Raw genomic sequence first — 21,994 nt, 5'->3', positions numbered from 1 at the left:
GTCTCGGCCATGGTCAGCCCGCCGGTGTCTCGTCGATGAGCAGCGCCAGCTCGCTGAGGGACTCGCAGTCGAAGATCTTCCGCAGCGGCACCTCGACGGCGAACACGTCCTCGATCGCCGCGGCCAGCTCGGTGGCCATCAGGGAGTGGCCACCGAGTTCGAAGAAGTCATCCTGCGGCAGCACCGCCGGCACCTGGAGCAGGTCCAGCCAGATCTTCGCCAGCTGCGCCTCGGTGGGCGTGAACCCCGGGTCGTCGTTCGCGGAAGGGTCGGCCGGCCCGGCCCGGTACGCCCCGAGCAGCGCCGACAGGTCCGGCTTGCCGGACGCGAGGCGGGGAATGGCCGGCACCCGCAGCACCCGCGGCACCATGGGCCGGGGCAGCCGGTGGGCGACGAGCTCGACGGTCGAATCCTCCCCGTCGGGCACGGCGCCGGCCACGAAGGCCACCAGACGTGGCCCGTCGCCGTCGTCGACCGCCGCGACGGCCACCTCGGCCTCGGGGCACGCGGCCTGGACCACGGTCCGGACGGCCTCCGGTTCGACTCGGACCCCGTTGACCTTGACCTGGTCGTCGGTGCGGCCGACGAAGGCCAGCGACCCGCCGGGCAGCCGGCGGACCAGGTCGCCGGTGCGGTAGACCCGGCCACCGGGAGCGCCCTCGGGGTCGGGCCGGAACCGGTCCGCGGTCGCGCGCGGGTCACCGAGGTAGCCGTGGGCCAGCCCGGCTCCGGTGATGCCCAGCTCCCACACGTCCGGATCGTCGCCGGCTCGGCCGGCGGCGGGAAAGAACCGCAGCCCGGTGCCCGGCGCCGCCGAGCCGATCGGCACGACCGACCCGACCTCGGCGCCGTCCACCTCGAAGCAGGTCGAGTCGACGCACGTCTCGGCCGGCCCGTACTGATTGAAGATCCGGGCCGGCGTGCGCGGCCGCAGCCGGTCGAGCAGGTCGCCGTCGAACTGCTCGCCACCGATGAACAGGTACCGCAGCCCGGCGAGGGCGTCGGCCGGGGCCAGCCGCAGGAACGCCCGCAGCACCGACGGCACGAAGTGCGCGGCGGTCACCCCGGTCCTGGTGATCAGGTCGGCGACGCTGCGCGGGTCGCGCTGGCCGAACTGGTCCGCGATCACGACCCGGCCGCCGTACGCGAGTGGGGCGAGCATCTCCCACCAGGCGAAGTCGAACGTCGGGTCGGCCTGCCAGAGCACCCGGTCGTCGGCGTCGAGCGGGTACGTCCGCTGGCCCCAGCGCAGCCGGTGCAGGATCGCCCGATGCGGCACCCCGACCCACTTCGGTGCCCCGGTCGAGCCGGAGGTGTGACAGACGTAGGTCAGCTGCTCGGGGTGCAGCGCGGCCGGCGGGCCGGCGGGATCGCCGCCGTGCCGGGCGGACGCGGTCACGTCATCCCCGGTCAGGCTCGCCACCTGGCCCATCGCGCCGAGGTGCGGCCGCATCGCCGGATCGGCCAGCACCACGGGCCGGCCGGCGTGCAGCAGCCCGAGGACCGCGACGAGGCACTGCCGGCCGCGGGCCAGCTCCACACTGACCGGTTGCCCCGGTGCGACCCGTCCGGCGACGTACCGGGACACCGCGCCGGCCGCGCGGGCGAGCTCGCCGTAGCTGAGCGTGCCCCCGTCGTCGGTGAGCGCGGCGGCGTCCGGCGCGGCCCGCGCCCATCGGAAGAAGTCGCTGACGACGTTGTCCGGTCCTGGGATCACAGCGCCCTCACGATCTCCTCGAGAGCGTCCAGCGCCGTCTCGATCTCCGTCGGGGTGTTGTAGAGGTAGGCCGACAGGCGCAGCACGGGACCGCCGGCCAGGTGGTCGACCAGTGGCTGCGCGCAGAGGTGCCCGGAGCGGCACATCACTCCGTACGAGTCGCTGAGCGCCCGGGCGACGTGCTCCAGGCGCGCCACGCCCTCGATGGCCACCGAGACGATGGCCGAACGGTCCAGCGACGCGTCGCCCCCGATCACGGTGAGCCGGGGGGACGCGGCGCACGCGTCGAGCAGCATCCTGGCGAGCGCGGAGTCGTGCGCGGCGAGTTCACCGAGGCCGACCCCCTCCAGGTAGTCCACGGTGGCGCCGAGCCCGATGACGCCGGCGATGTCGGGCGTGCCGTACTCGAACCGGTGCGGCACCCGGCGGATCCGGGTCTCGTCCAGCGACACCCAGTCGACGGTGCCGCCGCCGATCGCCGTCGGCCGGAGCTGCTCGAGCGCCTCCAGCCGGCCGCAGAGCACCCCGACGCCAGCGGGACCGCACATCTTGTGGGCCGAGAACGCGATGAAGTCGGCCCCCAGGTCGCGGAAGGCGTTGCCGCGGTGCGGTACGTACTGGGCGGCGTCGACCACCACGAGCGCCCCGGCGTCCCGGGCCTGCTTCACCATGCGCTCGACCGGGGGACGGACCCCGGTGACGTTGGAACAGGCGGTGAGCGCCACCACCCGCGGCTCCCGGCGCAGCTCGCGTTCGTACGCGTCCAGGTCGACCTCGCCGGAGGGCAGGACGGGCACGGTCCGCACCGACGCGTGCGCCCGCCAGGGCAGCAGGTTGGAGTGGTGGGCGTCGAGCGTGGTGACCACGGAGTCGGCGGGGGTGAGCCCCAGCCCGCCGGCGACGAGGTTCAGCGCCTCGGTGGTGTTCCGGACGAAGACCACCTCGGCGGCGCGGGCGCCGAGGAACTCGGCCACGCTCAGCCGGGCGTTCTCGTACCGGTCGGAGGCGAGCTCGGACAGGTAGTGCTTGCCCCGGTGGATGTTGGCGCCGTTGCCCCGGTAGTAGTCGGCGACCGCGTCGATCACCTGCTCCGGCCGCAGGGTGCTGGCGGCGCTGTCCAGGTACACGATCGGCCCGGCGTCCGGGTCCCGCAGCGCCGGGAAGTCCGCGCGTACGTGCTCGAGGTCGGGCAGCGTCATCGCGGGCCGCCTCCGATGCCCGCGCCGAGGCAGGACAGGAACTTGCCGGTGCGGTCGGTGGCGATGTACTCCACCTGCTCGACCTCGACCTGAGCGTCCGGCCCGAGCGCCGCGACGATCCGCTCGCGCAACGCGGCCCCGGTGGCGGTGCCGTCCGTCCCCTCGGCGGGGACGTAGCTGAACCGGAACCGCCGTGGGGAGCGCTGCTGCATCCGGTAGAGGACCACCCCCGGATCCGCTCCGACGAGGTCGTCGAACTCCTTGGGCGACAGGCCGCGGCCGTCGGGCAACGCCAGGTGGTGCACGGCGCGGCCCTCGTGCCGGACCGCGGGGAACGGGCTGCCGCACGGGCACGGTGGCAGCCGCCGGTAGAGGTCGCCGGTGCGGTAGCGGACGTGGGGGAGCAGCCGGTCGCGCAGCGAGGTGGCGACCAGCTCGCCCACACCGCCCTCCGGCACCTCGGCGGCGGTGGCATCCAGCAGTTCCATGAAGAAGGTGGCGGTGTTGAGGTGCAGGACGCCCCGTGGGCACTCCATCGCCACCCAGCCCAGCTCCGACATCGACACCACCTCGGCGACCGGGATCGCCGGCGCGAGGGCGGCCACGACCTGCCGCCGGGCCACGTGGGTGGCCAGGGTGTACGTCAGGATCACCGCGCTGACCGCCGGTGGCGGCAGGGCGCGGGCCCGGTACTGGCGGAGCAGGAAGGCCAGGTGGGTGGCGTCGGTGTAGAACCAGTCCGGCCGGTGGATCCCGACCTCCTCGATCGCCTGCTCGACCATCGACGGCCGGGTGGCGAGCAGGTCGTGCCCCACCGGCAGCACCAGCGTGCCGTCGCGCAGGGTGCGGCTCTCCATGGTGGTCAGCGGACTCGCGCACTCGACGTCGGAGCAGTTCGGGGCCGCGTACCGAGCGATCCGCTGGGACCGGGCGCGGAGCAGGCGTCGCTTCAGCTCCAGGTGGACCGAAGTGGTGTCCGCCATCCGGCGCGCCAGGTCGTACGTGTGCGCCGCGGTGGTGAGGCGCTGCCCCCCGGTGCCCGAGCTGTGGCTGATCAGTACGTGCTGCTCGGCGGAGAGCGGGCCGGCCAGCGCGACCACCCCGGCGGGGTAGTTCGCCCGGTAGAACTGCTTGTCAGTGAGGGGCAGCGACCGGAAGTCGGCGAGGTCGGCGAGCCCGTCGACGTCCACGCCGGCCCGGTCGAGCAGGCCACGGTAGGCGGAGGCGTGCCGGTACGCGTACCGTGCCTCCGCCAGGGCCAGGTCGAGCCGGTTCGTGCGGACACGCGCCGGCGTGGTCGTGGCCGGTCCGTCCTGCCCGGGCCGGGTCGCGGTGGTGCCGGCCGGTCCTAGGTCCATCGCACGACCGTCTTCTCGTCGACGAAGCCGAGCAGGCTCGCCGCGGTGGCACGGAACTCCTCGTGCCGTTCGACCGCGTGGATGTGGCCGCTGTTGAAGATGTAGAGGTCACCGGGGCGGACGTCGAGGCGCAGCCTTCGGTGGGCCTGGAGGGCCGCCGGCGGGTACGGGCCGCCGTCCACCGTGGTGCCGAACCGTGCCCGGGTGGCGTCGTCGGGGACCACGTTCCAGATCAACAGCCCGCCGCCGCCCCCGTTGGCCAGGCAGAGGTTCACCGCGCAGATGCCGTCCGCCGCGGCGCCGATCTCGAATCCGTCCTGGCGCGGGTCCCGGCACTGCGCCGCGTCCTCATGGGGGACGAGCGCGAACTCGCCGTCGGACACCCAGGTCCGGACGAGACCGCGACAGCTGTCGGCCCCGTCGAGGGTCGCGGGCCGCAGCGTCACCCCGGCGTCGGCGAGGTGCTCGTCGAGGTGTGACCAGAACCGCCGCCAGGGGCTGCCCTCGAACTCCAGCACGCGGGCGACCTCACCGGCCACCTCCGCGGACTCGGCGAGGTAGCGGGCCGGCGGCTTGTGGTAGTGGTAGGCGCCCAGGTATTCGCTGGGGGCCTCGGTGTCGCGCCGGCGTACCGCGGGTGACGCCCGGAACCGGGCGAGGATCTCCGCCACCTCGTCCTGGGCGGCGTACCCCCGGAGCACGGCGCCGAGCCGTCGACCCCGCAGGACGTCCTCGACCGGGCCGAGGCCCCGCTCGGCGCTGTCGTGCACCCGGAACGCCCCGTCGCCGCCGGACCGACCGGTGACGACCGCCGCCGAGGAACTCATCGGTCACTCCTTCCGGCTGTGCACAGGGCGCCGACCGGGGCGCGCCGGTAGTCGACGGGTGACCATGGGTCACTCCCGACTCAAGCTATTCGATCTCGATGACCTGTCAAGGGAGGCCGGCAGGGTGCCGGCCGAACGGATGTCCAACATGGAAAGCCCGGCTCTGAGTCATAGTGGCCTCATAGGGAAAACGTAAAAATGGCCTAGGTCCGGTGGTCGGTCGAGCGCCCGGCAAAGGGGATCCCGCCAACGGTTCGCACGGCCCCCGCGGATCGGCGTGGGCGCGTATCGTGTCCACCGTGGTGCTCGGTGAGTGATCGCCGGGATACCAGGTGCGACCGGGTCCGGCTGGTCACCGGAGGTCGGGAACGGGGGAGGACCGCATGGACTTTCGGCTCCTCGGGCCAGTGGAGCTGCGCCGGGACAACCGGCCGGTGGGGATCGGCGGGGTCAAGGCGCGGACCGTGCTGGCGTCGCTGCTGCTGACCCACGGTTCGGTCGCCTCCGACTCCTGGCTGCGCCGCATGCTCTGGGGTGACGAACCGCCGTCGACCGCCTACGCGCAACTGCCCACCTACATCTCCGGGCTGCGCCGGGCCTGCGGCGACGCCTGCCAGATCGTGCGCCAGGTGCCGGGGTACGTGATCCACGTCGATCCCGAACGGCTCGATCTCCTCGCGTTCCGGGCCCTGGCCGAACAGGGGCGGGACCAGTTACGCGGCGGGTCGATCGAACGCGCCGCCCACGACCTGCGCGCCGCGCTCGCGCTGTGGCGTGGCCCGGCCCTCTTCGGCGTGACCGACCACCTGATCGACGCCGCCCGGGCCCGGCTCGAGGAGGAGCGGCTGAGCGTGCTGGAGGAGCGCGTCGAGGCGGATCTCGCCCTCGGGCGCCACGCCGAGCTGGCGCCGGAGCTGACCTGGCTGCTCGGCGAGCACCCGCAGCGGGAGCGGCTGCGCGCGCAGCTGATGCGCTCCCTGTCCCACAGCGGGCGACAGGCCGAGGCGCACAGCGTGTTCCAGGAGGGGCGCCGGCTGGCCGAGGCGTCCGGCGCCGACCCGGGGCCGCTGCTCACCGACGCGTACGAGCTGCTCATGTCCGGGCAGTCCGGCACCGGCGACGGCGCGCCGGCCGAGCGGACCACGGCCCTGCTCGGGCGGCCGGCCCCGATGGTCCGGGCGGCCCTGCTCGCCCGCCCCCTGGCCGGCCCTCCGGCCGAGCTGCCCGCCGCGCCGTACCATTTCGTCGGCCACGCGGCCGAGCTGGACCGGGCCCGCGCGCAGCTGCGCGAGACCGGCGGGGGATCGGCGTCCCATCGGCCCGCCGGCCTGCTGGTGACCGGCATGGCGGGCGTCGGCAAGACGGCGCTGGCCCTGCGCGCGGCCCACCTGGAGCGCGACCGGTTCCCCGACGGCCAGCTCTACGCGGATCTGCGCGGCAGCGGGAGCGACCCGGCCGATCCGGCCGACGTGCTGGTGGCCTTCCTGAACTCCCTCGGCGTGTCCGCGCGGCTGATGCCGCCGCCCGAGGAGCGCGGTCGCCTCTACCGCACCCTGCTCGCCGGTCGCCGGGTCCTGGTCTTTCTCGACGACGCCACCGAGCGTCAGGTCCGCCCCCTGCTGCCCGGCCAGCCGGAGAGCCTGGTGGTCGTGACCGGGCGGGCCCGGATGGCCTCCCTGGACGGCCTGCTCCCCCTCGATCTGGGGACGCTGACCCACGCCGAGGCGGCGGAGCTGCTGGGTCGCCTGATCGGTGTGGAGCGCTGCGGCGCGGAGCCGGAGGCGACTCGGAGCATCGTCAAGATCGCCGGCTGCCTCCCGCTCGCCGTCCGTGCCGTCGCGGCGCGGATCGCGGCCCGCCCGCACTACACCCTGGCCCGTTTCGTCCAGTGGTGCATGACCGGGCCGGACTGGTTGCGCCGGCTGCGCGGGGACCACCTCGACGTCGAGCGGACGATCATGTCCGGCTACGAGACCCTCGACGAGCCGGCCCGCCGCATGCTGCGCAGACTGAGCCTGCTCAACAGGTCGACACTGGAGCCCCGGCACGGGGCGGAGGCGCTGAACCTCCCGGTGGCGGCGGCCGAGGAGCTGATGGAGTCTCTGGTCGACGCCCGGCTCCTGGACGCCGTACCGGCCGACCGCGGCACGACCTATCGTTTCCACCGCCTGGTCTGGGAATGCGTGCGACTGCGGGCGTCCGCGGAGGAGCCGAAAGCGGGCCGCTCGGCCAACGCCGAAATCAGGGCGGCGTGACGCCCGGCCGCTGGTCGCATTGTCGCGCGCCGGGCCGTGCGCCCCGGCGACGAATTGCGCCGACCCGCCACGACGTTGCCCGCTGCGGAATCGAGCCGCGACACTGATCGACGGGGTGGCGTCGTCTGGGCCGCTCCGCTATCGTTGGCGGCGAATTGGCCGGGTCGGCTATCGACGTTGGCACCCAATCTCTCGGAAAGCTGAATTGAGCGGAGGCGTCATGTCCGAGGTGGGCACTCCGACGATCAACGAAATCTTCGCCGCGATGCGCGACACCGAAGTATTCGCTGAGCTCATGGAGACCTACGAGCTGACCGAGGACGATCTACTGGCCCGAGTACGCGTATTCTCGCACCGAATAACGGAGGCGCTGGAGTCACGTCCGTGGCAGTGACGACAACCCCCGCATCCCGACGACTTCCCCGCCACTTCTGGCTGCTCTGGGTCGGCACCTTCGTCAACCGGGCCGCCACGTTCGTCGCGCCGTTCCTCATGCTCTTCCTCACCGGCGAGCGGGGGCTGGCCGCCACCACCGCCGGTGTCGTGCTCGCCGTGCAGGGCGGCGGGCTGGCCCTGTCCAACCTGATCGGTGGATGGTTGGCCGACCGCTGGGGCCGGCGCAACACCATGCTCGCCGGGCTCAGCCTGACCGCGGTCATCGTGCTGATACTGCCCGAGGTACGAAACCTCTGGCTGGTCGTGGCGCTCGTCGGCGCCCTCGGCCTCGTTGCCGACCTGCACCGCCCCGCGCTGAACGCGCTGGTGGCGGACGCCGTCCCGGAGGAGGACCGGACCCGGGCCTACAGCCTGCTGCACTGGGCGATCAACCTGGGCATGTCCGTCGCCATGGTGGGTGGCGGGGTGCTGAGTGAGATCGGATTCGCCTGGCTGTTCCGGTTCGACGCGGTCGCCACCGCCGCGTTCGCGGTGCTGATCTGGCGTCTGCTGCCCGCCGGGCCGGAGGTGGCGGCGGCGCCGAGCGCCGACGCGTCCTCGGCCGTCGACTGGTGGCGCAACGGCCGGCTGCTGGCGTTCGTGTCGATCACGGCCGTCGTGTTCGGCATCTACTTCCAGAACTACGTGACCCTGCCGCTGGCGGTGACCGCGACCGGCCTGACCCCCCGGGATTTCGGCGTGATGCTCGCGGTCAACGGGATCGCCGTCGCGGTGCTCCAGCCCCTGCTCGCGAACCACCTCGGCCGGCTCCGCCCGAGCGGCGCCCTGGTCGGCGCGTACCTGCTGATCGGCGCCGGCTACGGCCTCGTCGCCATCGCCGGAGACCTGCTCAGCCTGGCCGGCACGGTGCTGCTGTGGAGTCTCGGCGAGATCGTGCTGGTCGCCGTCGGGTCGGCGTTCGTGGTCGCCCTGGCGCCGGCCCACGCCCGCGGTCGCTACCTCGGCGTGTACGGCGCGGCCATCGCGTCGTCGGCGGCCGTCGCCCCGCTGGCCGGCACGACGATCTACGCCTGGAACAGCACCGTCCTGTGGGTGGGGTGCTTCGTGTTGACCCTGATCGCGTCGGTGGTCCAGCTCATGCTGCGTCCCGCGGCGCCTGCGGCGGCCCCCGAAACGGTCGGTCCGCTCGTCACGGTGGAGGAAAAGGCATGACGGTCAGGACCGGTCGACGCATCGCCGACCTGGCGGACGACTGGGCGAGGACGATCACGCACGACTCGGTCCTCACCCTGCCGGAGTGGCTGGCCACCGACGACGAGGGGCGGGACGGGGAGACGCGTTACCTCCTCTCCGGCGAGAACGGCCAGGGTGCGGGGCTTGTCGCCAATCCGATCGCCGCCGGCACGTTCCCGACCAACGACCCGGTGGCGCTCCTGCTCAGCTCTGAGCTGGAGCCGGGCGGTGAGGCGGGTCTGGTCGCGCGGATCGGCGACCTCCGCGCCACGCTCGCCGACGACCTGGCGAGCTGCTACCCCGTCGCGGTCTCCACGCTGCCCGGGGGATACCTGCCCGGGCTGGTCGGCGACCTCCGGCCGGAGAACGTCCGGCTGCTGCTCGACGGGCTGCAAAAAGCCGCCTCCGACTGGGGGTGCGAGGCCGTCTCCGTGCTGCACGTGCCCGACGGCAGCCCGCTCACCGGGGAGCTGCGGCGGCGAGGCTTCGTGGGTGCCGCCTTCCTGGCCCAGGCCCAGCTCGACCTCACGGCGAAGGACTTCGACGAATACCTCGCCGGCCTGCCCAAGCGCCGCCGGAATAAGATCCGCCGCGAGCGCCGCGAATTCGCCGAGGCGGGTTTCACGGTCCGACTCGACGACATCGGCCGGCGCAGCCGGGAGATGGCCGAGCTGCACGCGGCGCAACTGCAGAGCTACGGCTACCACCAGGTGACCGCCGAGCGGTTGCAGGGCCTGATGGACCGGATCGAGCGGCACCTGGCCCCCTGGTGCCGGATCCTGGTCGCCGAGCGCGACGGCGAGCTGGAGGCGTTCGCCCTGGCCTACGAGTACGCTGGCGAGCTGCACCTCAAGATGACCGGCTTCTCGGCGTCCGCGCAGGAGCACTTCGGCTACTTCGCCATGTCGTACTACGCGCTCATCGAGTACGCCCTCCAGGCCGGAGTGCACACTATCGTCTACGGTCCGCTCACCTACCACGCCAAGGTGGTCCGGGGCTGCGCCCTGTCGCCCCGCAGCAGCTACCTCCTCGTACCGGAGCCGCTGCGGGAGCGGGTCGCTCAGCTGGCTGAGCTGATCGACCGCCACAACCGGGCGGTGTTCACCGCGATGGGCACTGGCGACCGCTGACCCTCAGGGGCGGATCTCGAACAGGCAGACCGGGGTGCCGCCCAGGGCCTCGTCGTAGTCGACCTGCCCGAGCCGTAGCAGGTGGTGCAGCAGCGCGGGCGCGTCCGGTGGTGCCGGCGACCAGCGGATCCCGCCGTTGACCGGGATCTCCCGTACGCCCAGCCCACGCAGGTGGGCCGACGTCGCGGGGTTCGGGACGGCGAGCAGGCCGCGACCGCCGGGGCGCAGCACCCGACGTACCTCCGCCAGCCCGCGCTCGCCGCCGCGCTCCTCGGAAATTTGGTAGGCGCCGTGGGACACCACGACGTCGACCGAGGCGTCCGGCAGCGGCAGCCGGTCGAAGCCACCCTCGAGCAGCTCGGCGTCCGGCACCGTCGCCCCCGCCAGGGCCAGCAGCGGCCGGCAGGGGTCGATCCCGATCAGCCGCGCGGCGTGACCCGCGAGGTGGACCAGCAGCCGGCCGCTCCCGGTGCCCACATCGGCGACGTCGAGTCCGCGGAACTGCTCGGGTGGGAACATGTCGTCGAGCGGCGGCTGCTGGAGCGCGGAGAACTGCTCGTACACCTCGGGGTGGCCATGATAGGCCATCTCCCAGAAGTACACGGTGGTCACCGCGAGCTGCGCCTGGAAGATCTCCGTGCGGCTCACCGGCTCGTCGCCGTACGCGCGCACCTCGGCGGCGAGGCCGGGGTCGATCGAGTCCAGCACGTGCGCGGCGACGTCCGGCGCGGCCCCGCGGAGTGCCCGGGCGAGGGTGCGGACGTCGAGGCCCTGGGCGGTCGGGTGGAACCAGCGGCGGAGGTAGTCGGGTGCCAGGTGCCGCAGGTCGTTGACCCAGAGCAGCGCGTCCGACCGGGGCGCAGCGACCGGGACCGGTTCCCAGATCGTCGTGGTCATGCGTAGCACCAGAAGTGAATCATGTGCACAGGCGTGTCGCTGGTCCGTTCGGGCACCGCCTCGCGCCACCGGGCGCGTAGGTCGAAGAAGGAGAAGGAGTTGAAGGTCAGCGGCACCGGGAGGGTGCGCCCGTCGTGGCCGTAGAGCTCCAGCACGAGGCCGTCGTCGCCGGACGTCAGCGGCAGGTGGGCGGTCAGCACCCGCTCAAGCCGGTTCTGGTGGTGGGCGCCGATGAAGTCGCCCCGGTCGAACCGGCGAATCATGCAGCGGATCTTGCCGAGGGAGTATCCGGTGGCCGACCGGACGAAGTCGAGCAGGGCCTTCATCTCGTCCACCGTGAACGGGCACGTCTCGTCCAGCCGCCGCTGCCCGTCCCGGTAGGACCAGGTGCGGGTCGTGCTGAACCGGTAGTAGCGCTGCGCCCGGGGAGCGGCCTCGTACTCCCGGTGGTCCACGTGCCGGCCGCGGGTCTCCGCCCAGCCCTCCTCGTCGTTCGGCATGAGGCCGTACTCGACGAAGTAGTCGGTGCGGCGGGCGGCGTCGGCGGCGATCTCCGCGGCCCGGTCGGGGTGCAGGAAGTCGTCGATGACGACCAGCTGCCAGTCGTTGTCCAGGAACGTCCTGCGCGCGTCCGGGGCGCTCCGCACATGGCGGTCGACGATGAGGCTCACGGCCACAGCCCGCTGTAGCTGTGGGCCCGGGCGACCCGTCGCGAGCGCCCCGGCTGCAGCTGCCCGGCCCGGTGGATCGTGTCCGTGGTGAAGGCGATCATCGTGCCCGCCGGTGCGTGCACCGGGACGCCGCGCAATGCCAGGAACGGCTTGAAGTGGCCGAACAGGGTGTAGAACAGATCGTCGGTGAAGGAGTCGAAGACCCGGATCCGGATCGAGTTGTAGTCGCCCGTCCGCAGCCATTCGCTCGTCCGGACCTGGGCGCCCTGGTGCTGCGTGCCCGGAATGATCTCGAAAGCACCGTTGGTCTCGTCGACGTCATCCAGATAGACGAGGAACTTCAGGGACCGGATCTCGTCGAAGTGGTAGCCGATGACCTCGTCGCCCGGACGGTAGTCGTTGGTGAGGACCACGTGCCGGTTCACCGTGTTCGGGACGCCCAGGTAGCCGTCGGCGACGGCACGCATGAAGGGATGGCGGAAGGTCTCGTACGTCGCCGGCTGGCTCTCCGCCAGCTCGGCCAGGCCGTACTTGAGGTGCTCGCCGGTGCTCGTGCGGCCGTACGCGCGGGACAGGTCCTTGCCGGTGTCGGTGAGCTCCTCCGGTTCGGCGTCGACCGTGGCGAAGGCGCTGTCGAACTCGGCGGCGACGGCCGCGACCCGGTCGGGGCTCAGCCAGCCCGGAAGCACCGCCACCCCGTGGCGCTCCAGATTGGACACCGTGGCGTCGACGTCCGGGCCGTGGACGGTAAGGTCGTCCAGGGAAACCCGACCCGCACGTACTGTGTTGATTTCCATGCCACCCCCACGGCAGCGCCGCTGCGTCGTCAAGGAGTCGTTCGGACGCGCTCGAAGCTAACACCGTGATTCGGGTCGATCAAGCAGTTGACGCGGTACTCCCGTCGATTCCGGGGTGCTGGTGGAGCAGTGATCGGCTGTTCTATGGCTGGCCTAAATTTTCTCTATGATCAACCATTGAAACAGGCATGCAAAATGTATTTCCCTGCTCTGTCGTCGTTTCCGACCCTATGTCGACCGTGATTGTCTTGTCGTGCGGGAGAGCGCTTTGCTAGCGTCGCGTCGACGCTGCGACCGCGGCGTTTCCAGCCACCGCAGAGGAGTTGGTATGAAGACCGATCTCGATGTGGACGCCGAAGTCCTGCTCGAGGCGCTCAACGACGGCGAGAAGGCCAAGGCTCTCATGGCGGAGCGCGGTTGGACCGAGGACGACCTGGTCGCCCGGGCCGAGGCGCTGAACAAGTCGCTGGTCGAGTCGATGGCCTCGGTCAACGTCGTATGACCGGGTGCTCGCACTGGGCCTGACCTGATGGGGAGAGGTGGTCACATGCCGCAGGGCGGCCTGCTGTCCGACGCGATCCGGCGCCTGCAGACGACGACGGAGGCGGACTTCCGAGCGACCTGCGTGGACATCCTGTCCGCGGAGGTCGACTGGGCGTCCGTGGTACGCGACCACCTCGCCTCAGTCACCGACGACTCGCTCGTGGACGGCACGAGGCGGATCTTCGTCGAGGGCGTCGAACCCAAGACCCTGCTGCTGCACGACGAGCCGGGCCGGTTCCGGCTCGTGCTCAACCACTTCGACAAGGCGAGCTTCCTCGCCCACCAGCGCGAGGGCCGTATCACACCGCACTACCACCACTTCGACTTCGCCACCCGGGTGATCGGGGGGAGCTACCACCACCTGCTGTTCAGCAACAGCGGGGACGTGGCGCGGCCGAAGCTCGCGCTCCGTCACCGGACCCGGGACGATGCCGGCCACGTCTACGTGCTCCCCTGGGACGAGTTCCACTGTGTGCTGGCGCCGGAGCCCGACACGATGTCTCTCCAGATCCGCAGCCCGGCCCGCTGCGTGCCCAACCGTCGGCCGCTGGCCACGACCGCGAAGGAGCTCCTGGTCGCCCGCGACGTAGCGCTCGGCGCCCTGGACGCGCTGCCGCCGGCCGCGGTGTCCGGCCAGGTTCCCGAGTTCGCCCAGTGCTGGCTCTGACCGCCGTCGGCCCCTGTCGCCGACCCGGCTCCGAGGGAGATCAGTGACATCAAGCGTCGACACCGCCCCGTCCATGGCGGTGCCGGGCAGCGCCCGGCACCGTTCCCGCGACGCCTTCCGCCGGTACGCGGTGGAGGTGCTCGGGAGGATCCTCGACCACGCCGTGCTCACCGTGGGCGACCGGGAGGTGCGGCCGACCGGCGTACGCGTCAGATCCCACTCCGGTGACCGCCCGGTGGACCCGGTCGAGCCGGCCGGAGACCTGTCGGCGCCGATCGACGGGCAGCTCGCGGCGCTGGTCCGGATCACCGTACCTCGGGTGGCCGGGGAAGCCCGTTGGACGGCGCGCTGGCGCACCTCGACGGGGGAGGTCGGGGAATGGGCCCTGCCCGCCCCACCACCCTCCGACGACTTCACCTTCAGCTACCCGGTGCCCCCGGAGCCCGGTCCGGTCGACCTCACCGCCGGCCCCGCGGAGCTCTACGCCGCGACGCTCGGCGTCCTGCTGGACGCCGTCGAGCTGGTGGACGGCAACGAGCCGCTGCTCGTCGACGGCCTCCGGGTCGGCCAGCGGCATGTCCCGCTCCCGCCCGTCGAGCCCGAGACCCACCCCGACCTGGGGGGTCGCCTGGAGCTGCCGGGTGGCAAGCTCCAGCCGCTGCACACCGTCGCCGCCACCGAACCGGCGATCGTCGCGGTGGCCCGGCACTGGGCGCTGCTGGCCTCGCTGCTGACCGTCGAGCCAGATCCGCGCCGGCTGCCGATGGCGGGGGACGCCCCGGACGGCCGCATCACCGGCTTCACCCTTCGCCACCTGTCCGGCTGGCTGATCGACTCCGAGTGCCATCCGTCCGAGATCTATGAGTACCTGGCCCGCGTCTGCAACGTCGCCTGCCAGTTCTGCTACCTCTTCGGCAACCCCGACGACCTCGCTGTGGCGCGCGGCAAGAAGGTCATCGCGCAGGACGAGATCGACACCCGGCTGCGCTACTTCGACGTGACGGGCGGTCAGACCCTCTTCAAGTCACAGTGGGAGATCAACGAGTTCCTCGTCGACCCCAAACTGCCGCAGGTGCTGCGGACGCTGCGCGCCGCCACCGACAAGGAGTTCTACTTCATCACCAACGGCAGCCCCCTGCTGCCCCGGGTCATCGACCTGCTCGACGAGGTCCGCCCGGTCACGTTGGTCATCTCGACCAACACCATCGACGCGCCGCTGCGCCAGCAGGTGATGAACGAGCGCCGCACCCAGACCGAGACCGCGTTGAGCTGCCTCGAGCGTCTCTCCGAGCTCGAGATCCCGTTCGGGCTCAGCTTCGTCGCCACGCCGGAGTTCCCGGTCGAACGGCTGGAGGAGGCGCTGGCGAAGATCGAGCCGCTGCGGCCGGCGATGGTGCGCGTCAACCTCCCCGGCTTCACCCGGGCCCATCCCTACAACCTGCCGGCCGACATGGAGCGGCGGTGGGAGCAGTCGGCGCGCGACATCGCCGGCCTGCGCGAGCGTTACCGCACCCCGATCGTCATCATCCCGAGCGCCTTCGAGGCCAACACCCTCTTCGCCGACCCGCACGAGGCGCGCATCGCCGGTGCCGTGCCGGGGTCGCCGGCCGCGCACGCCGGCTTCCAGCCCGGTGACGTGGTGGAGAAGATCGGCATGTTCACCATCTCGTCCCGGGCCCAGATCCAGTCGCTTGTGATGACCCTGCGCCGCCCGGCGGCGGTCGTGGTCCGGCGCGGCGACCACCGGATCGAACTCACCCTGGACCCGGACGCACCCACGCAGTACCCCTACACCGGCCACCTGATCGGCAAGTACGTCGTGCCGTACGGGCTGGTCGTCGCGCCCTCGCTCAGCCTCGGCGACGCCCGGGTCATCGATCATGCGATCGAGACGACCGGCGCGCAACGGCCGTGGCTGCTCACCTCACGGCTGATGGAGGTGCAGGCCCGCAGCTTCATGGCCCGCTGGCTCCCGGAACGGTCCGAGATGATCCACTACGTGGTCGTCGCCAACGAGTACCTGGGCGGGAACATCCAGGTCCTGGACATGGCCACGGTCGGTGACCTGCACCGAGCGATCCGGCTGGACATCGAACGCCTCGGTACCCGACCCGACCTCATCCTGCTGCCCGGCACCGGCTTCAACCAGGAAGGGCGGGACATCGCCGGGCGGCACTGGGGTGACCTGGAACGGGCACTGCGGATCCCGGTACGGCTCCTTGACGTCACCACCCAGTTCCTCTTCTGAGGAAGGCGAGGTCCACCGCATGCCCCTCACCGTGACGCTGGTCCGGCCACCCGTCGACGTGCTGCACAAGTTCTCCAAGCCGGTCGAGTGCCTGGCGCTCGGCTACCTGGGCGCGGCAGTGCGCCACGCCGGGCACGACGCCTTCCTGGTGGATGGCATGGCCGCCGACTGGTCCGTCGAGGAGACCGCACGACGGATCCTCGCCACCGCCCCCGACGTGGTCGGCTTCACCGTGGTGCTCAACCACCTGCCACCTCAGGTCGAGGCGATCGCGGAGCTCCTTCGCGCCGGCGGGTTCGACGGGCCCGTGCTCGTCGGCGGGCACGCCGTGTCGTTCTTCCCCGAACGCGTGCTACGGGCGACCCGCGCGGTGGACGCGGTGATCTGCGGCGAGGGCGAGTTGCCCATCCAGGACATCGTCCGCGCGCTCGCCGACGGCCGGCCCTGGCAGGACGCGCCCGGGGTCACCTCCCGGAACGGTGACGCCATCCGGCGCAACGGGGTGAAGCGCCTCGACGACCTGGAACTGCTCGCCCACCCGGCCCGGGACCTCACCGCCGACATCATCGACGCGGACGGTCTCGCCGCCATGTCGACCAGCCGGGGCTGTTACGCCCGCTGCAACTTCTGCAGCATCCCCCGCTTCTACGGCCTGGAACGCGGCGGCAAGGGCCTCGCGTCCGGCGACTGGCTGGGCCGGGACCCGGCGAGCATGGCCGCCGAGGTGCTGGACCTGCACGAGCGCTTCGGCCTGCTGGAGCTGCTCATCGTCGACGACGAGTTCTTCGGCGGCGACCCGGCCGGCGTCGAACGGGCGTTGCGCTTCGCCGACCTGCTGGCCGCCGCCCGGTCCCCGGTCGCCCTGGCGCTCTCCTTCCGCGCCGAGAACGCCGAACCGGAACTGCTGGCCCGGCTGCGCGCCGGTGGCCTGCGGCACTGCTTCATCGGGCTGGAGTCGGGCGTCGACAGCGACCTGAAGCTGTACGGCAAGGCGCACTCCGCCGAGCAGAACCGCAGGGCCGTGCAGGTGGTGAAGGACCTTGGCCTGTCCTTCCAGCCCGGCTTCATGATGTTCCACTACGACTCCACCATCGACCAGCTCAGGCGCAACATGGCCTTCCTGCGGGACATCGGCGAGTGCAAGCCGGTCACCGTGAACAGTTCGGTGGATCCGCACTTCGGCACCCCGCTGCTGCGGGTGATGCGCCGGGAGAACGTGGTGGACGACCACGGCACCTCGATGACCATGCGGTACAAGGACCCTCGGGTGGCGGTCGCCAAGAGCATCGCCGAGGAGGCGGCCCTCGGGTTCCAGGAGTTCATGAACGTGATCGCCGGGATCCAGTCGGCCATCACCTACGAGTGGCGTCGGCCGGTGCCCGGCCGCCGGCCCGACGTGCAGGCGACCATCGACGGGTTCGAGGCACGGGTCAACGACGGCTTCGTCACGGTCGTCGAGGAGGCGCTCCAGGCGCTGGACGGCCCCGCCGACCCGCGAGACGTCCAGGAGGCGGCCCGGGAACGGTTGGCAAGCGTACGCCGCGAGCTGTCCGTCGGGCGGTCGCTGCTGATGCTCTTCCTTCAACAACGGGAGGGCGGGGTCGCGTACCGGACCCAGCGGGACCTGATGGCGGCCCAGGGTGTCGCCCCCTGAACCGGCGCCCTGGGCGGCACGGGTCGTCCTCGGCACCTGGGGCATCAGCGGGTCCGTCGGCACCGACACGGGCCCGGCCGGCTACCCCGACGTTCCCGCTGCCGAGGTGGACGCCGTGCTCGACACCGCGTACGCGGCAGGGGTGCGGTGGATCGACACAGCGCCGGCGTACGGTGGGGGCGCCGGCATGCGACGGGTGGCGGACTGGCAGCGGCGTCGCGTCCTCCGGTGGCACGTGGTCGTCAAGCCGGGGCGCCCACCCGGCCCGGCGGGCCCCCGATCGGAGATCGACCTCGCCTCGATCCGGGCCGAGCTTGCCCGGCAGCCGCTTCTCGAGCCGGCGGCGGTGCTGGTCAAGGACCCGCCGGCGGCGGCGTTCCGGGACGGGACGCTGCTCCGGCTGATCGGGCAGCTGTACGCCGACGGGCATCCGGTCGTCGGCCTGGCCACCCACCGACTCGACCTGATCGCCCAGCTCGGCCCGCCGCCGGTGCCCGACGCGGTGGTGCAACTGGAGTACCACCTGCTCAACCGGATGGTCGCCGGGCCGGCGGCGCGCAGCGCGGCGGCCGCCGGGTGGCGGGTGTGGGGGATGCAGCCGCTGGCGTACGGCTTCCTCGGCGGTCGCCACCACGCCGGCACGACGTTCGGTCCGGACGACTGGCGCTCCCGCATGCCCATCGCCGTACGCAGGGCGTTCGACGCGGGGGTACGCGGGCTGCGCTCCTGGCTGCCGGCGTGCGCGGTCGACCGGCCACCGGCGGAGGTCGCACTGGCGTGGTGCCTCGCCGCGCCGGCCCTGGACCGGGTCGTCGTGGGTCCCCGCCGCGTCGCCCACCTCGACACCCTGGACGGCGCGTGGTGGCTGGCGACGGACCCAGAGTTCGTCGACTTCGTCACCGCTTTTGGGAATCCGGTCGCCGGGCCGGCCGCCGGCTGACCCGGCCGCGTCGCGGAAGGCCATCTGGGCGGCCAGTTCGGGCGGCAGGGGCAGAAGGTGTGGTGGCTGACGGCGGGACCTGACCGGGCCGGCCCCGCGTGCGGGGCCCCCGCACGCGGCGCCGGCCCGCATGAGTCTGACCAGGCGTCCAGCGCTGGGTCAGCCCTTGTGGGCTTGCCGCCAGTCGCGCACCGCGTCTCGCATCCTGTCGAAGATCGCCAAGGGCGGTCCGGCGAGCATGTTCGCTACCGGCGACTCCCCGGCTGCCGGGTGCGGGCGGGTCGGCGCGATGGCTTCCGCGGCACGGATGGCACCAGCCATCCGGCGCAGGGTTTTCGGGTCGGTGTTTCGGCGCAGCGCCGGGAACTCGTCCTGCTCCTCGTGGGTGGCATGGGCCACAACCGCCTGCTCGAACTCGGCGAACTTGGCGTCGAACCCTGGCGCGTCCACGCCGAGATCGTACAGATCGGACAGGACGTGCTTGGCCTCGTTCTCCTCGTGCAGGCGGGCGTCGACCACGGCGTCGCTGGCGTCGTCTCGAGCGGCCGGGTGCACGACTTCCTCCTCGGCGCTCTCGTGTATGGCGAGGAGGCGGACGAGCTGCTGGAAGGCCTGCTGCTTCTGCTCGCCGTTCTTGGCCGCCTTGACCTGTGCGAACAGCGACTTGATCTCGGTGTGCTGGTTGAGCAGCAGGTCGATGACGTCCTGTTTCTGGGCTGTGGCCGTCACGGTGGACCTCCCGGGTGTCGACGTTGGGATGCTGGTCGGGTACCCGGCGGTACGGCACGTATGCGAACCGGTCGCGGCTGGCGGCACGACCGGCGGCGCACGGGATGTCCGAGTGGAGGGCACGATGGCCGGAAACGAGCGGGTCAAGAAGATTGCGATTCGTCGTACTGCTGTCGCCAGCGGTCGATGAGTGCCGGTAGCTCGGTGGCCATGTACCGGTAGAAGTCACGCATCTCGCCGAGACGCCGGCTGCCGACACTGTTCACCGATCTCTCCGGCGGTCATGGTCGGTGTCGAACCAACAGCAACGCCGCGAGGACCCTCGCGACGCTCTTCTGCATCCCGGCCCTGGGCCGTTGTCAGGGCGAAACTCGGTTCACTCCAAGCTTTCAGAAATCCCTGAAAATATGACACTCTCAGCCGACGCGGACCGGCGCGAGCGGATGGGCATTCTGCCCGAGCTGGCACGGCGGCACATCACTCCGGACGAGATGACGTAGATCAAGCCCAACGGGCGACGCCGATTCTCGGTGCCCGGCCCGACCGTACGGGCCATGCTCGGTGACCGTCGCGCCTGCCGACAGGGTCCGGCTGTTTCTGCGTGACCTGCCGCTGCGGCTCGCTGCCTTCGCCCCCGTCAGCCACCTGATGCAACGTCGGCTCCAACTCAGGGAGCACTGACCAGGAGTGTTTACGGACGGCGGGCCTCAGTGGAGGATCTTGTCGAGCATCGCGCGGGACGTCTGCTCGTATTTCTCCTGGTCCCAGTCGAAATTGTTCAGGTTCACGGTGTAGCTGCCGGTCTTGCTGATCACGACAGTCTCGGCCTTGATGTCCTTCACCGCGATGTAGCCCTTGTCGATGTCTTGGAGCTCGGTCACCCGCGTGAAGGTCTCCTTGGCAGTTTCGCGCTGGCCGTCGTAGGTGAGGGCGCCAGTGCTCGCGGTCGCCATGGTGATCGTCACGAAGGCGATCCCTTCCTTGTCCCGCCACAGGCAGGGCCCGTCGTCGTGCATCGCCTGCCCGACCAGTTCCGAGACCTGCGTCGCGGTGAAGGGGCATTCGGGCACCGTCTCGTTGGCTCCACCGGTGTCGCCGGCCCCGGCCGCCGAGGAGCCGTCCGACGGCGAGCCGTCGTTGGTCGCCTCGGGTCCCGTACCCCCGCACGCGGTCAGGGCGAACAGGATCAGGCCCGCTAGCGGGGCAAGCACACGGCGCATGGGTTCTCCTCGTGGAAGCAGAGTGCCTGATCATGCTCCCCTGCCCATGGCCTGACGGTCATCCGTGGCAGCACTGAAGACGCATCCCGCTCGCCGCCAGACGTGCCAGTCCTCGATGTATTTTTCCGGCGGCGCCCCGCTCCTCTACGAGTAGTCAGCCTTCCAGAGAAGGGGAGCACATGAGAAGCATGCGACTGCTGGCGGGTGTCGCCGTCGCGGTGGTGGCCGCCGCGATGGTGGCCGCGCCGGCCAACGCGGCCGAAACCGTTGCGGCCGACGAGGGCCGGGAAGGGACCGAGGCGGCGATCCTCGCCTACAAGACCGTGTACCCGAAGATCTCCGACAACGCCGCCATGGTCGCGGCCACCCAGCAGGAGACCCGCAAACAACTGCACGAGCGGCTGGCGGAGAGCCCCCAGACGTACGGCGGTGGCTACTTCGACCCGATGCCCGGCATCACCTACGTGGCGCTGACCACCAGGGATGCCGCCGACCGGGCCGTGGAAGCCGGTAAGTCACTCGGCCTCGCTGTCGAGGCCCGGGTGGTCAAGTACAACTACGACGAGCTGGAGCGGTTGGCCGACTCGGTACGCGAAGGCACCGACGAGCTCGGCAAACTGGCCCGGGGCCGGGTCGGCGTCGAGGTGAGCAGCAACTCGGTGACGGTCGCCCTGACCGGGGAGGAGGCGGCCAGCCTACCGAAGGACGCCGTACCGGACTGGGTCACCATCGTGCCGGCGGCCACGGAGGAGATCGAGGACGACGTCTGTACTACGCGCGCCAACTGCAACGACAGCCTGCGCGGCGGGCTGGTGATCAGCCGCCCGGGCGGCGGCTGCTCGCTCGGGTTCACGGCCCGCAGCAGCGGCATCCGCTGGGCCCTGACCGCCGGCCACTGCGGCAGCGGCGCGGTGAGCAACTGGTCCACCGCCGGCACGCCGATCGGCCCGCTGAGCCCGGTCAACTCGATCGATTCCGGTCCCGTCGACGCCTCGGCCATCCAGGTCACGAACGCCAGGTATGCGGAGGACAAGCTCGGCCGGATCGCGATTTCCGGCTCGGCCTGGGTCCCGGTGAGGGGCTGGGCGCGCACCATGTCCTTCATCTGGGTCGGCGACGTCGTCTGCGTCTCGGCCCGCTACGCGGCGCCCGCCACGTCGGGCAACCCGTGCGGCGTGGTCACCAACACCAGCGACGCGGCCGTGCGTGGCCTGGTCCGGTACGAGGGGTACGACCCGTGCCCCGGTGACAGCGGAGGCGGCGTCTACTGGCTCCCGTCGTCGGGTCAACGGTTCGCGTTCGGCCTGCACAGCCGAAGCACGGCGGGGTGCAACAAGACGCCGCGAAAGGCCTGGTTCAGCGCGCTGCCGAGGTTCTGGCCCGGCCTGACGTACGACCTCGCCTGATCTGCGGTAGCTGAGGCACCAGGTGGTGCGGGGCGGCGTCGGCGGTCCGACGCCTCCGTGAGGGTGCCGGTCTTGTCGAAGCAGAGCACGTCCACGCGGCCCAGCGC

Annotated in this window: 19 protein-coding genes; 10 read left to right on the top strand and 9 right to left on the bottom strand. The window is 71.6% G+C overall.

Features of this window, described 5'->3' with window-relative positions:
• Positions 1-13: 13 nt before the first annotated feature.
• The 4 genes from ABZ570_RS07655 to ABZ570_RS07640 are packed head-to-tail and all read right to left on the bottom strand — an operon-like array spanning position 14 to position 5,101.
• Positions 14-1,717: a non-ribosomal peptide synthetase gene (locus ABZ570_RS07655; protein WP_358058428.1), complete on the bottom strand. Its 1,704-nt coding sequence runs from the start codon at positions 1,715-1,717 to the stop codon at positions 14-16.
• The gene (locus tag ABZ570_RS07650) at positions 1,714-2,916 is read right to left on the bottom strand and encodes a cysteine desulfurase (protein ID WP_358058425.1); all 1,203 of its coding nucleotides are present in this window, start codon (positions 2,914-2,916) and stop codon (positions 1,714-1,716) included. Before ABZ570_RS07650 ends, ABZ570_RS07655 begins: the two co-directional genes overlap by 4 nt.
• Positions 2,913-4,274, bottom strand: coding sequence for a phenylacetate--CoA ligase family protein (locus ABZ570_RS07645; RefSeq protein ID WP_358058422.1), 1,362 nt, complete (start codon positions 4,272-4,274; stop codon positions 2,913-2,915). The genes ABZ570_RS07650 and ABZ570_RS07645 overlap by 4 nt, the downstream gene beginning before the upstream one ends.
• Positions 4,265-5,101: a hypothetical protein gene (locus ABZ570_RS07640; protein WP_358058419.1), complete on the bottom strand. Its 837-nt coding sequence runs from the start codon at positions 5,099-5,101 to the stop codon at positions 4,265-4,267. Before ABZ570_RS07640 ends, ABZ570_RS07645 begins: the two co-directional genes overlap by 10 nt.
• A gap of 383 nt (positions 5,102-5,484) precedes the next feature.
• Here ABZ570_RS07640 and ABZ570_RS07635 point away from each other — a divergent pair, with 383 nt between their 5' ends.
• From ABZ570_RS07635 to ABZ570_RS07620, 4 genes are all read left to right on the top strand, one after another.
• Positions 5,485-7,356, top strand: coding sequence for an AfsR/SARP family transcriptional regulator (locus ABZ570_RS07635; RefSeq protein WP_358058416.1), 1,872 nt, complete (start codon positions 5,485-5,487; stop codon positions 7,354-7,356).
• A gap of 220 nt (positions 7,357-7,576) precedes the next feature.
• Entirely contained in the window at positions 7,577-7,750 is a 174-nt protein-coding gene (locus ABZ570_RS07630) for a hypothetical protein (RefSeq protein ID WP_358058413.1), read from the top strand.
• The gene (locus tag ABZ570_RS07625) at positions 7,741-8,964 is read left to right on the top strand and encodes an MFS transporter (protein WP_358058410.1); all 1,224 of its coding nucleotides are present in this window, start codon (positions 7,741-7,743) and stop codon (positions 8,962-8,964) included. Before ABZ570_RS07630 ends, ABZ570_RS07625 begins: the two co-directional genes overlap by 10 nt.
• Positions 8,961-10,115, top strand: a complete 1,155-nt coding sequence (locus ABZ570_RS07620; protein WP_358058407.1) for a GNAT family N-acetyltransferase — start codon at positions 8,961-8,963, stop codon at positions 10,113-10,115. Before ABZ570_RS07625 ends, ABZ570_RS07620 begins: the two co-directional genes overlap by 4 nt.
• 3 nt (positions 10,116-10,118) lie before the next feature.
• Here the strand turns inward: ABZ570_RS07620 and ABZ570_RS07615 are convergent, their stop codons facing one another.
• The 3 genes from ABZ570_RS07615 to ABZ570_RS07605 are packed head-to-tail and all read right to left on the bottom strand — an operon-like array spanning position 10,119 to position 12,480.
• A complete protein-coding gene (locus ABZ570_RS07615; protein WP_358058404.1) occupies positions 10,119-11,012 on the bottom strand; it encodes a class I SAM-dependent methyltransferase in 894 nt (297 codons plus the stop codon).
• Positions 11,009-11,683 (bottom strand): hypothetical protein, encoded by a 675-nt coding sequence (locus ABZ570_RS07610; protein ID WP_358058401.1) that lies wholly within the window; start codon positions 11,681-11,683, stop codon positions 11,009-11,011. The genes ABZ570_RS07615 and ABZ570_RS07610 overlap by 4 nt, the downstream gene beginning before the upstream one ends.
• Positions 11,680-12,480 (bottom strand): phytanoyl-CoA dioxygenase family protein, encoded by an 801-nt coding sequence (locus ABZ570_RS07605; protein ID WP_358058398.1) that lies wholly within the window; start codon positions 12,478-12,480, stop codon positions 11,680-11,682. Before ABZ570_RS07605 ends, ABZ570_RS07610 begins: the two co-directional genes overlap by 4 nt.
• A 328-nt stretch (positions 12,481-12,808) precedes the next feature.
• Here ABZ570_RS07605 and ABZ570_RS07600 point away from each other — a divergent pair, with 328 nt between their 5' ends.
• From ABZ570_RS07600 to ABZ570_RS07580, 5 genes are read left to right on the top strand one after another with little or no spacing between them, the layout of a single operon-like run.
• Positions 12,809-12,982 (top strand): hypothetical protein, encoded by a 174-nt coding sequence (locus ABZ570_RS07600; RefSeq protein ID WP_358058394.1) that lies wholly within the window; start codon positions 12,809-12,811, stop codon positions 12,980-12,982.
• A 45-nt stretch (positions 12,983-13,027) separates the two neighbouring features.
• Positions 13,028-13,690: a hypothetical protein gene (locus tag ABZ570_RS07595; RefSeq protein ID WP_358058391.1), complete on the top strand. Its 663-nt coding sequence runs from the start codon at positions 13,028-13,030 to the stop codon at positions 13,688-13,690.
• A gap of 43 nt (positions 13,691-13,733) precedes the next feature.
• Positions 13,734-15,938, top strand: coding sequence for a radical SAM protein (locus ABZ570_RS07590; RefSeq protein WP_358058388.1), 2,205 nt, complete (start codon positions 13,734-13,736; stop codon positions 15,936-15,938).
• A 19-nt stretch (positions 15,939-15,957) separates the two neighbouring features.
• A complete protein-coding gene (locus ABZ570_RS07585; protein ID WP_358058385.1) occupies positions 15,958-17,592 on the top strand; it encodes a radical SAM protein in 1,635 nt (544 codons plus the stop codon).
• Complete coding sequence (locus ABZ570_RS07580) at positions 17,579-18,532, top strand: aldo/keto reductase (protein ID WP_358058382.1); 954 nt, start codon at positions 17,579-17,581, stop codon at positions 18,530-18,532. The genes ABZ570_RS07585 and ABZ570_RS07580 overlap by 14 nt, the downstream gene beginning before the upstream one ends.
• A 159-nt stretch (positions 18,533-18,691) precedes the next feature.
• Here the strand turns inward: ABZ570_RS07580 and ABZ570_RS07575 are convergent, their stop codons facing one another.
• Together ABZ570_RS07575 and ABZ570_RS07570 are read right to left on the bottom strand one after the other, a co-directional pair.
• Positions 18,692-19,261, bottom strand: a complete 570-nt coding sequence (locus ABZ570_RS07575; protein ID WP_358058379.1) for a hemerythrin domain-containing protein — start codon at positions 19,259-19,261, stop codon at positions 18,692-18,694.
• 707 nt (positions 19,262-19,968) lie between these two features.
• Positions 19,969-20,481, bottom strand: coding sequence for a hypothetical protein (locus ABZ570_RS07570; RefSeq protein WP_358058376.1), 513 nt, complete (start codon positions 20,479-20,481; stop codon positions 19,969-19,971).
• A gap of 179 nt (positions 20,482-20,660) precedes the next feature.
• Here ABZ570_RS07570 and ABZ570_RS07565 point away from each other — a divergent pair, with 179 nt between their 5' ends.
• The gene (locus tag ABZ570_RS07565) at positions 20,661-21,887 is read left to right on the top strand and encodes a S1 family peptidase (protein WP_358058373.1); all 1,227 of its coding nucleotides are present in this window, start codon (positions 20,661-20,663) and stop codon (positions 21,885-21,887) included.
• The last annotated feature ends 107 nt before the right edge of the window (positions 21,888-21,994 follow it).

The organism is Micromonospora sp. NPDC007271 (genome assembly GCF_040634005.1).
Lineage (GTDB): Bacteria > Actinomycetota > Actinomycetes > Mycobacteriales > Micromonosporaceae > Micromonospora.
The sequence above is the reverse complement of the archived record's forward strand: the minus strand, read 5'-3'. Positions and strand labels throughout refer to the sequence as shown.

What these genes read in the sequence shown, in the direction of transcription:
- ABZ570_RS07650 (WP_358058425.1), bottom strand. Translation starts at nt 2,916, where the DNA reads ATGACGCTGCCCGACCTCGAGCACGTACGCGCGGACTTCCCGGCGCTG.
- ABZ570_RS07645 (WP_358058422.1), bottom strand. Translation starts at nt 4,274, where the DNA reads ATGGACCTAGGACCGGCCGGCACCACCGCGACCCGGCCCGGGCAGGAC.
- ABZ570_RS07640 (WP_358058419.1), bottom strand. Translation starts at nt 5,101, where the DNA reads ATGAGTTCCTCGGCGGCGGTCGTCACCGGTCGGTCCGGCGGCGACGGG.
- ABZ570_RS07635 (WP_358058416.1), top strand. Translation starts at nt 5,485, where the DNA reads ATGGACTTTCGGCTCCTCGGGCCAGTGGAGCTGCGCCGGGACAACCGG.
- ABZ570_RS07630 (WP_358058413.1), top strand. Translation starts at nt 7,577, where the DNA reads ATGTCCGAGGTGGGCACTCCGACGATCAACGAAATCTTCGCCGCGATG.
- ABZ570_RS07620 (WP_358058407.1), top strand. Translation starts at nt 8,961, where the DNA reads ATGACGGTCAGGACCGGTCGACGCATCGCCGACCTGGCGGACGACTGG.
- ABZ570_RS07615 (WP_358058404.1), bottom strand. Translation starts at nt 11,012, where the DNA reads ATGACCACGACGATCTGGGAACCGGTCCCGGTCGCTGCGCCCCGGTCG.
- ABZ570_RS07605 (WP_358058398.1), bottom strand. Translation starts at nt 12,480, where the DNA reads ATGGAAATCAACACAGTACGTGCGGGTCGGGTTTCCCTGGACGACCTT.
- ABZ570_RS07600 (WP_358058394.1), top strand. Translation starts at nt 12,809, where the DNA reads ATGAAGACCGATCTCGATGTGGACGCCGAAGTCCTGCTCGAGGCGCTC.
- ABZ570_RS07595 (WP_358058391.1), top strand. Translation starts at nt 13,028, where the DNA reads ATGCCGCAGGGCGGCCTGCTGTCCGACGCGATCCGGCGCCTGCAGACG.
- ABZ570_RS07585 (WP_358058385.1), top strand. Translation starts at nt 15,958, where the DNA reads ATGCCCCTCACCGTGACGCTGGTCCGGCCACCCGTCGACGTGCTGCAC.
- ABZ570_RS07570 (WP_358058376.1), bottom strand. Translation starts at nt 20,481, where the DNA reads ATGCGCCGTGTGCTTGCCCCGCTAGCGGGCCTGATCCTGTTCGCCCTG.
- ABZ570_RS07565 (WP_358058373.1), top strand. Translation starts at nt 20,661, where the DNA reads ATGAGAAGCATGCGACTGCTGGCGGGTGTCGCCGTCGCGGTGGTGGCC.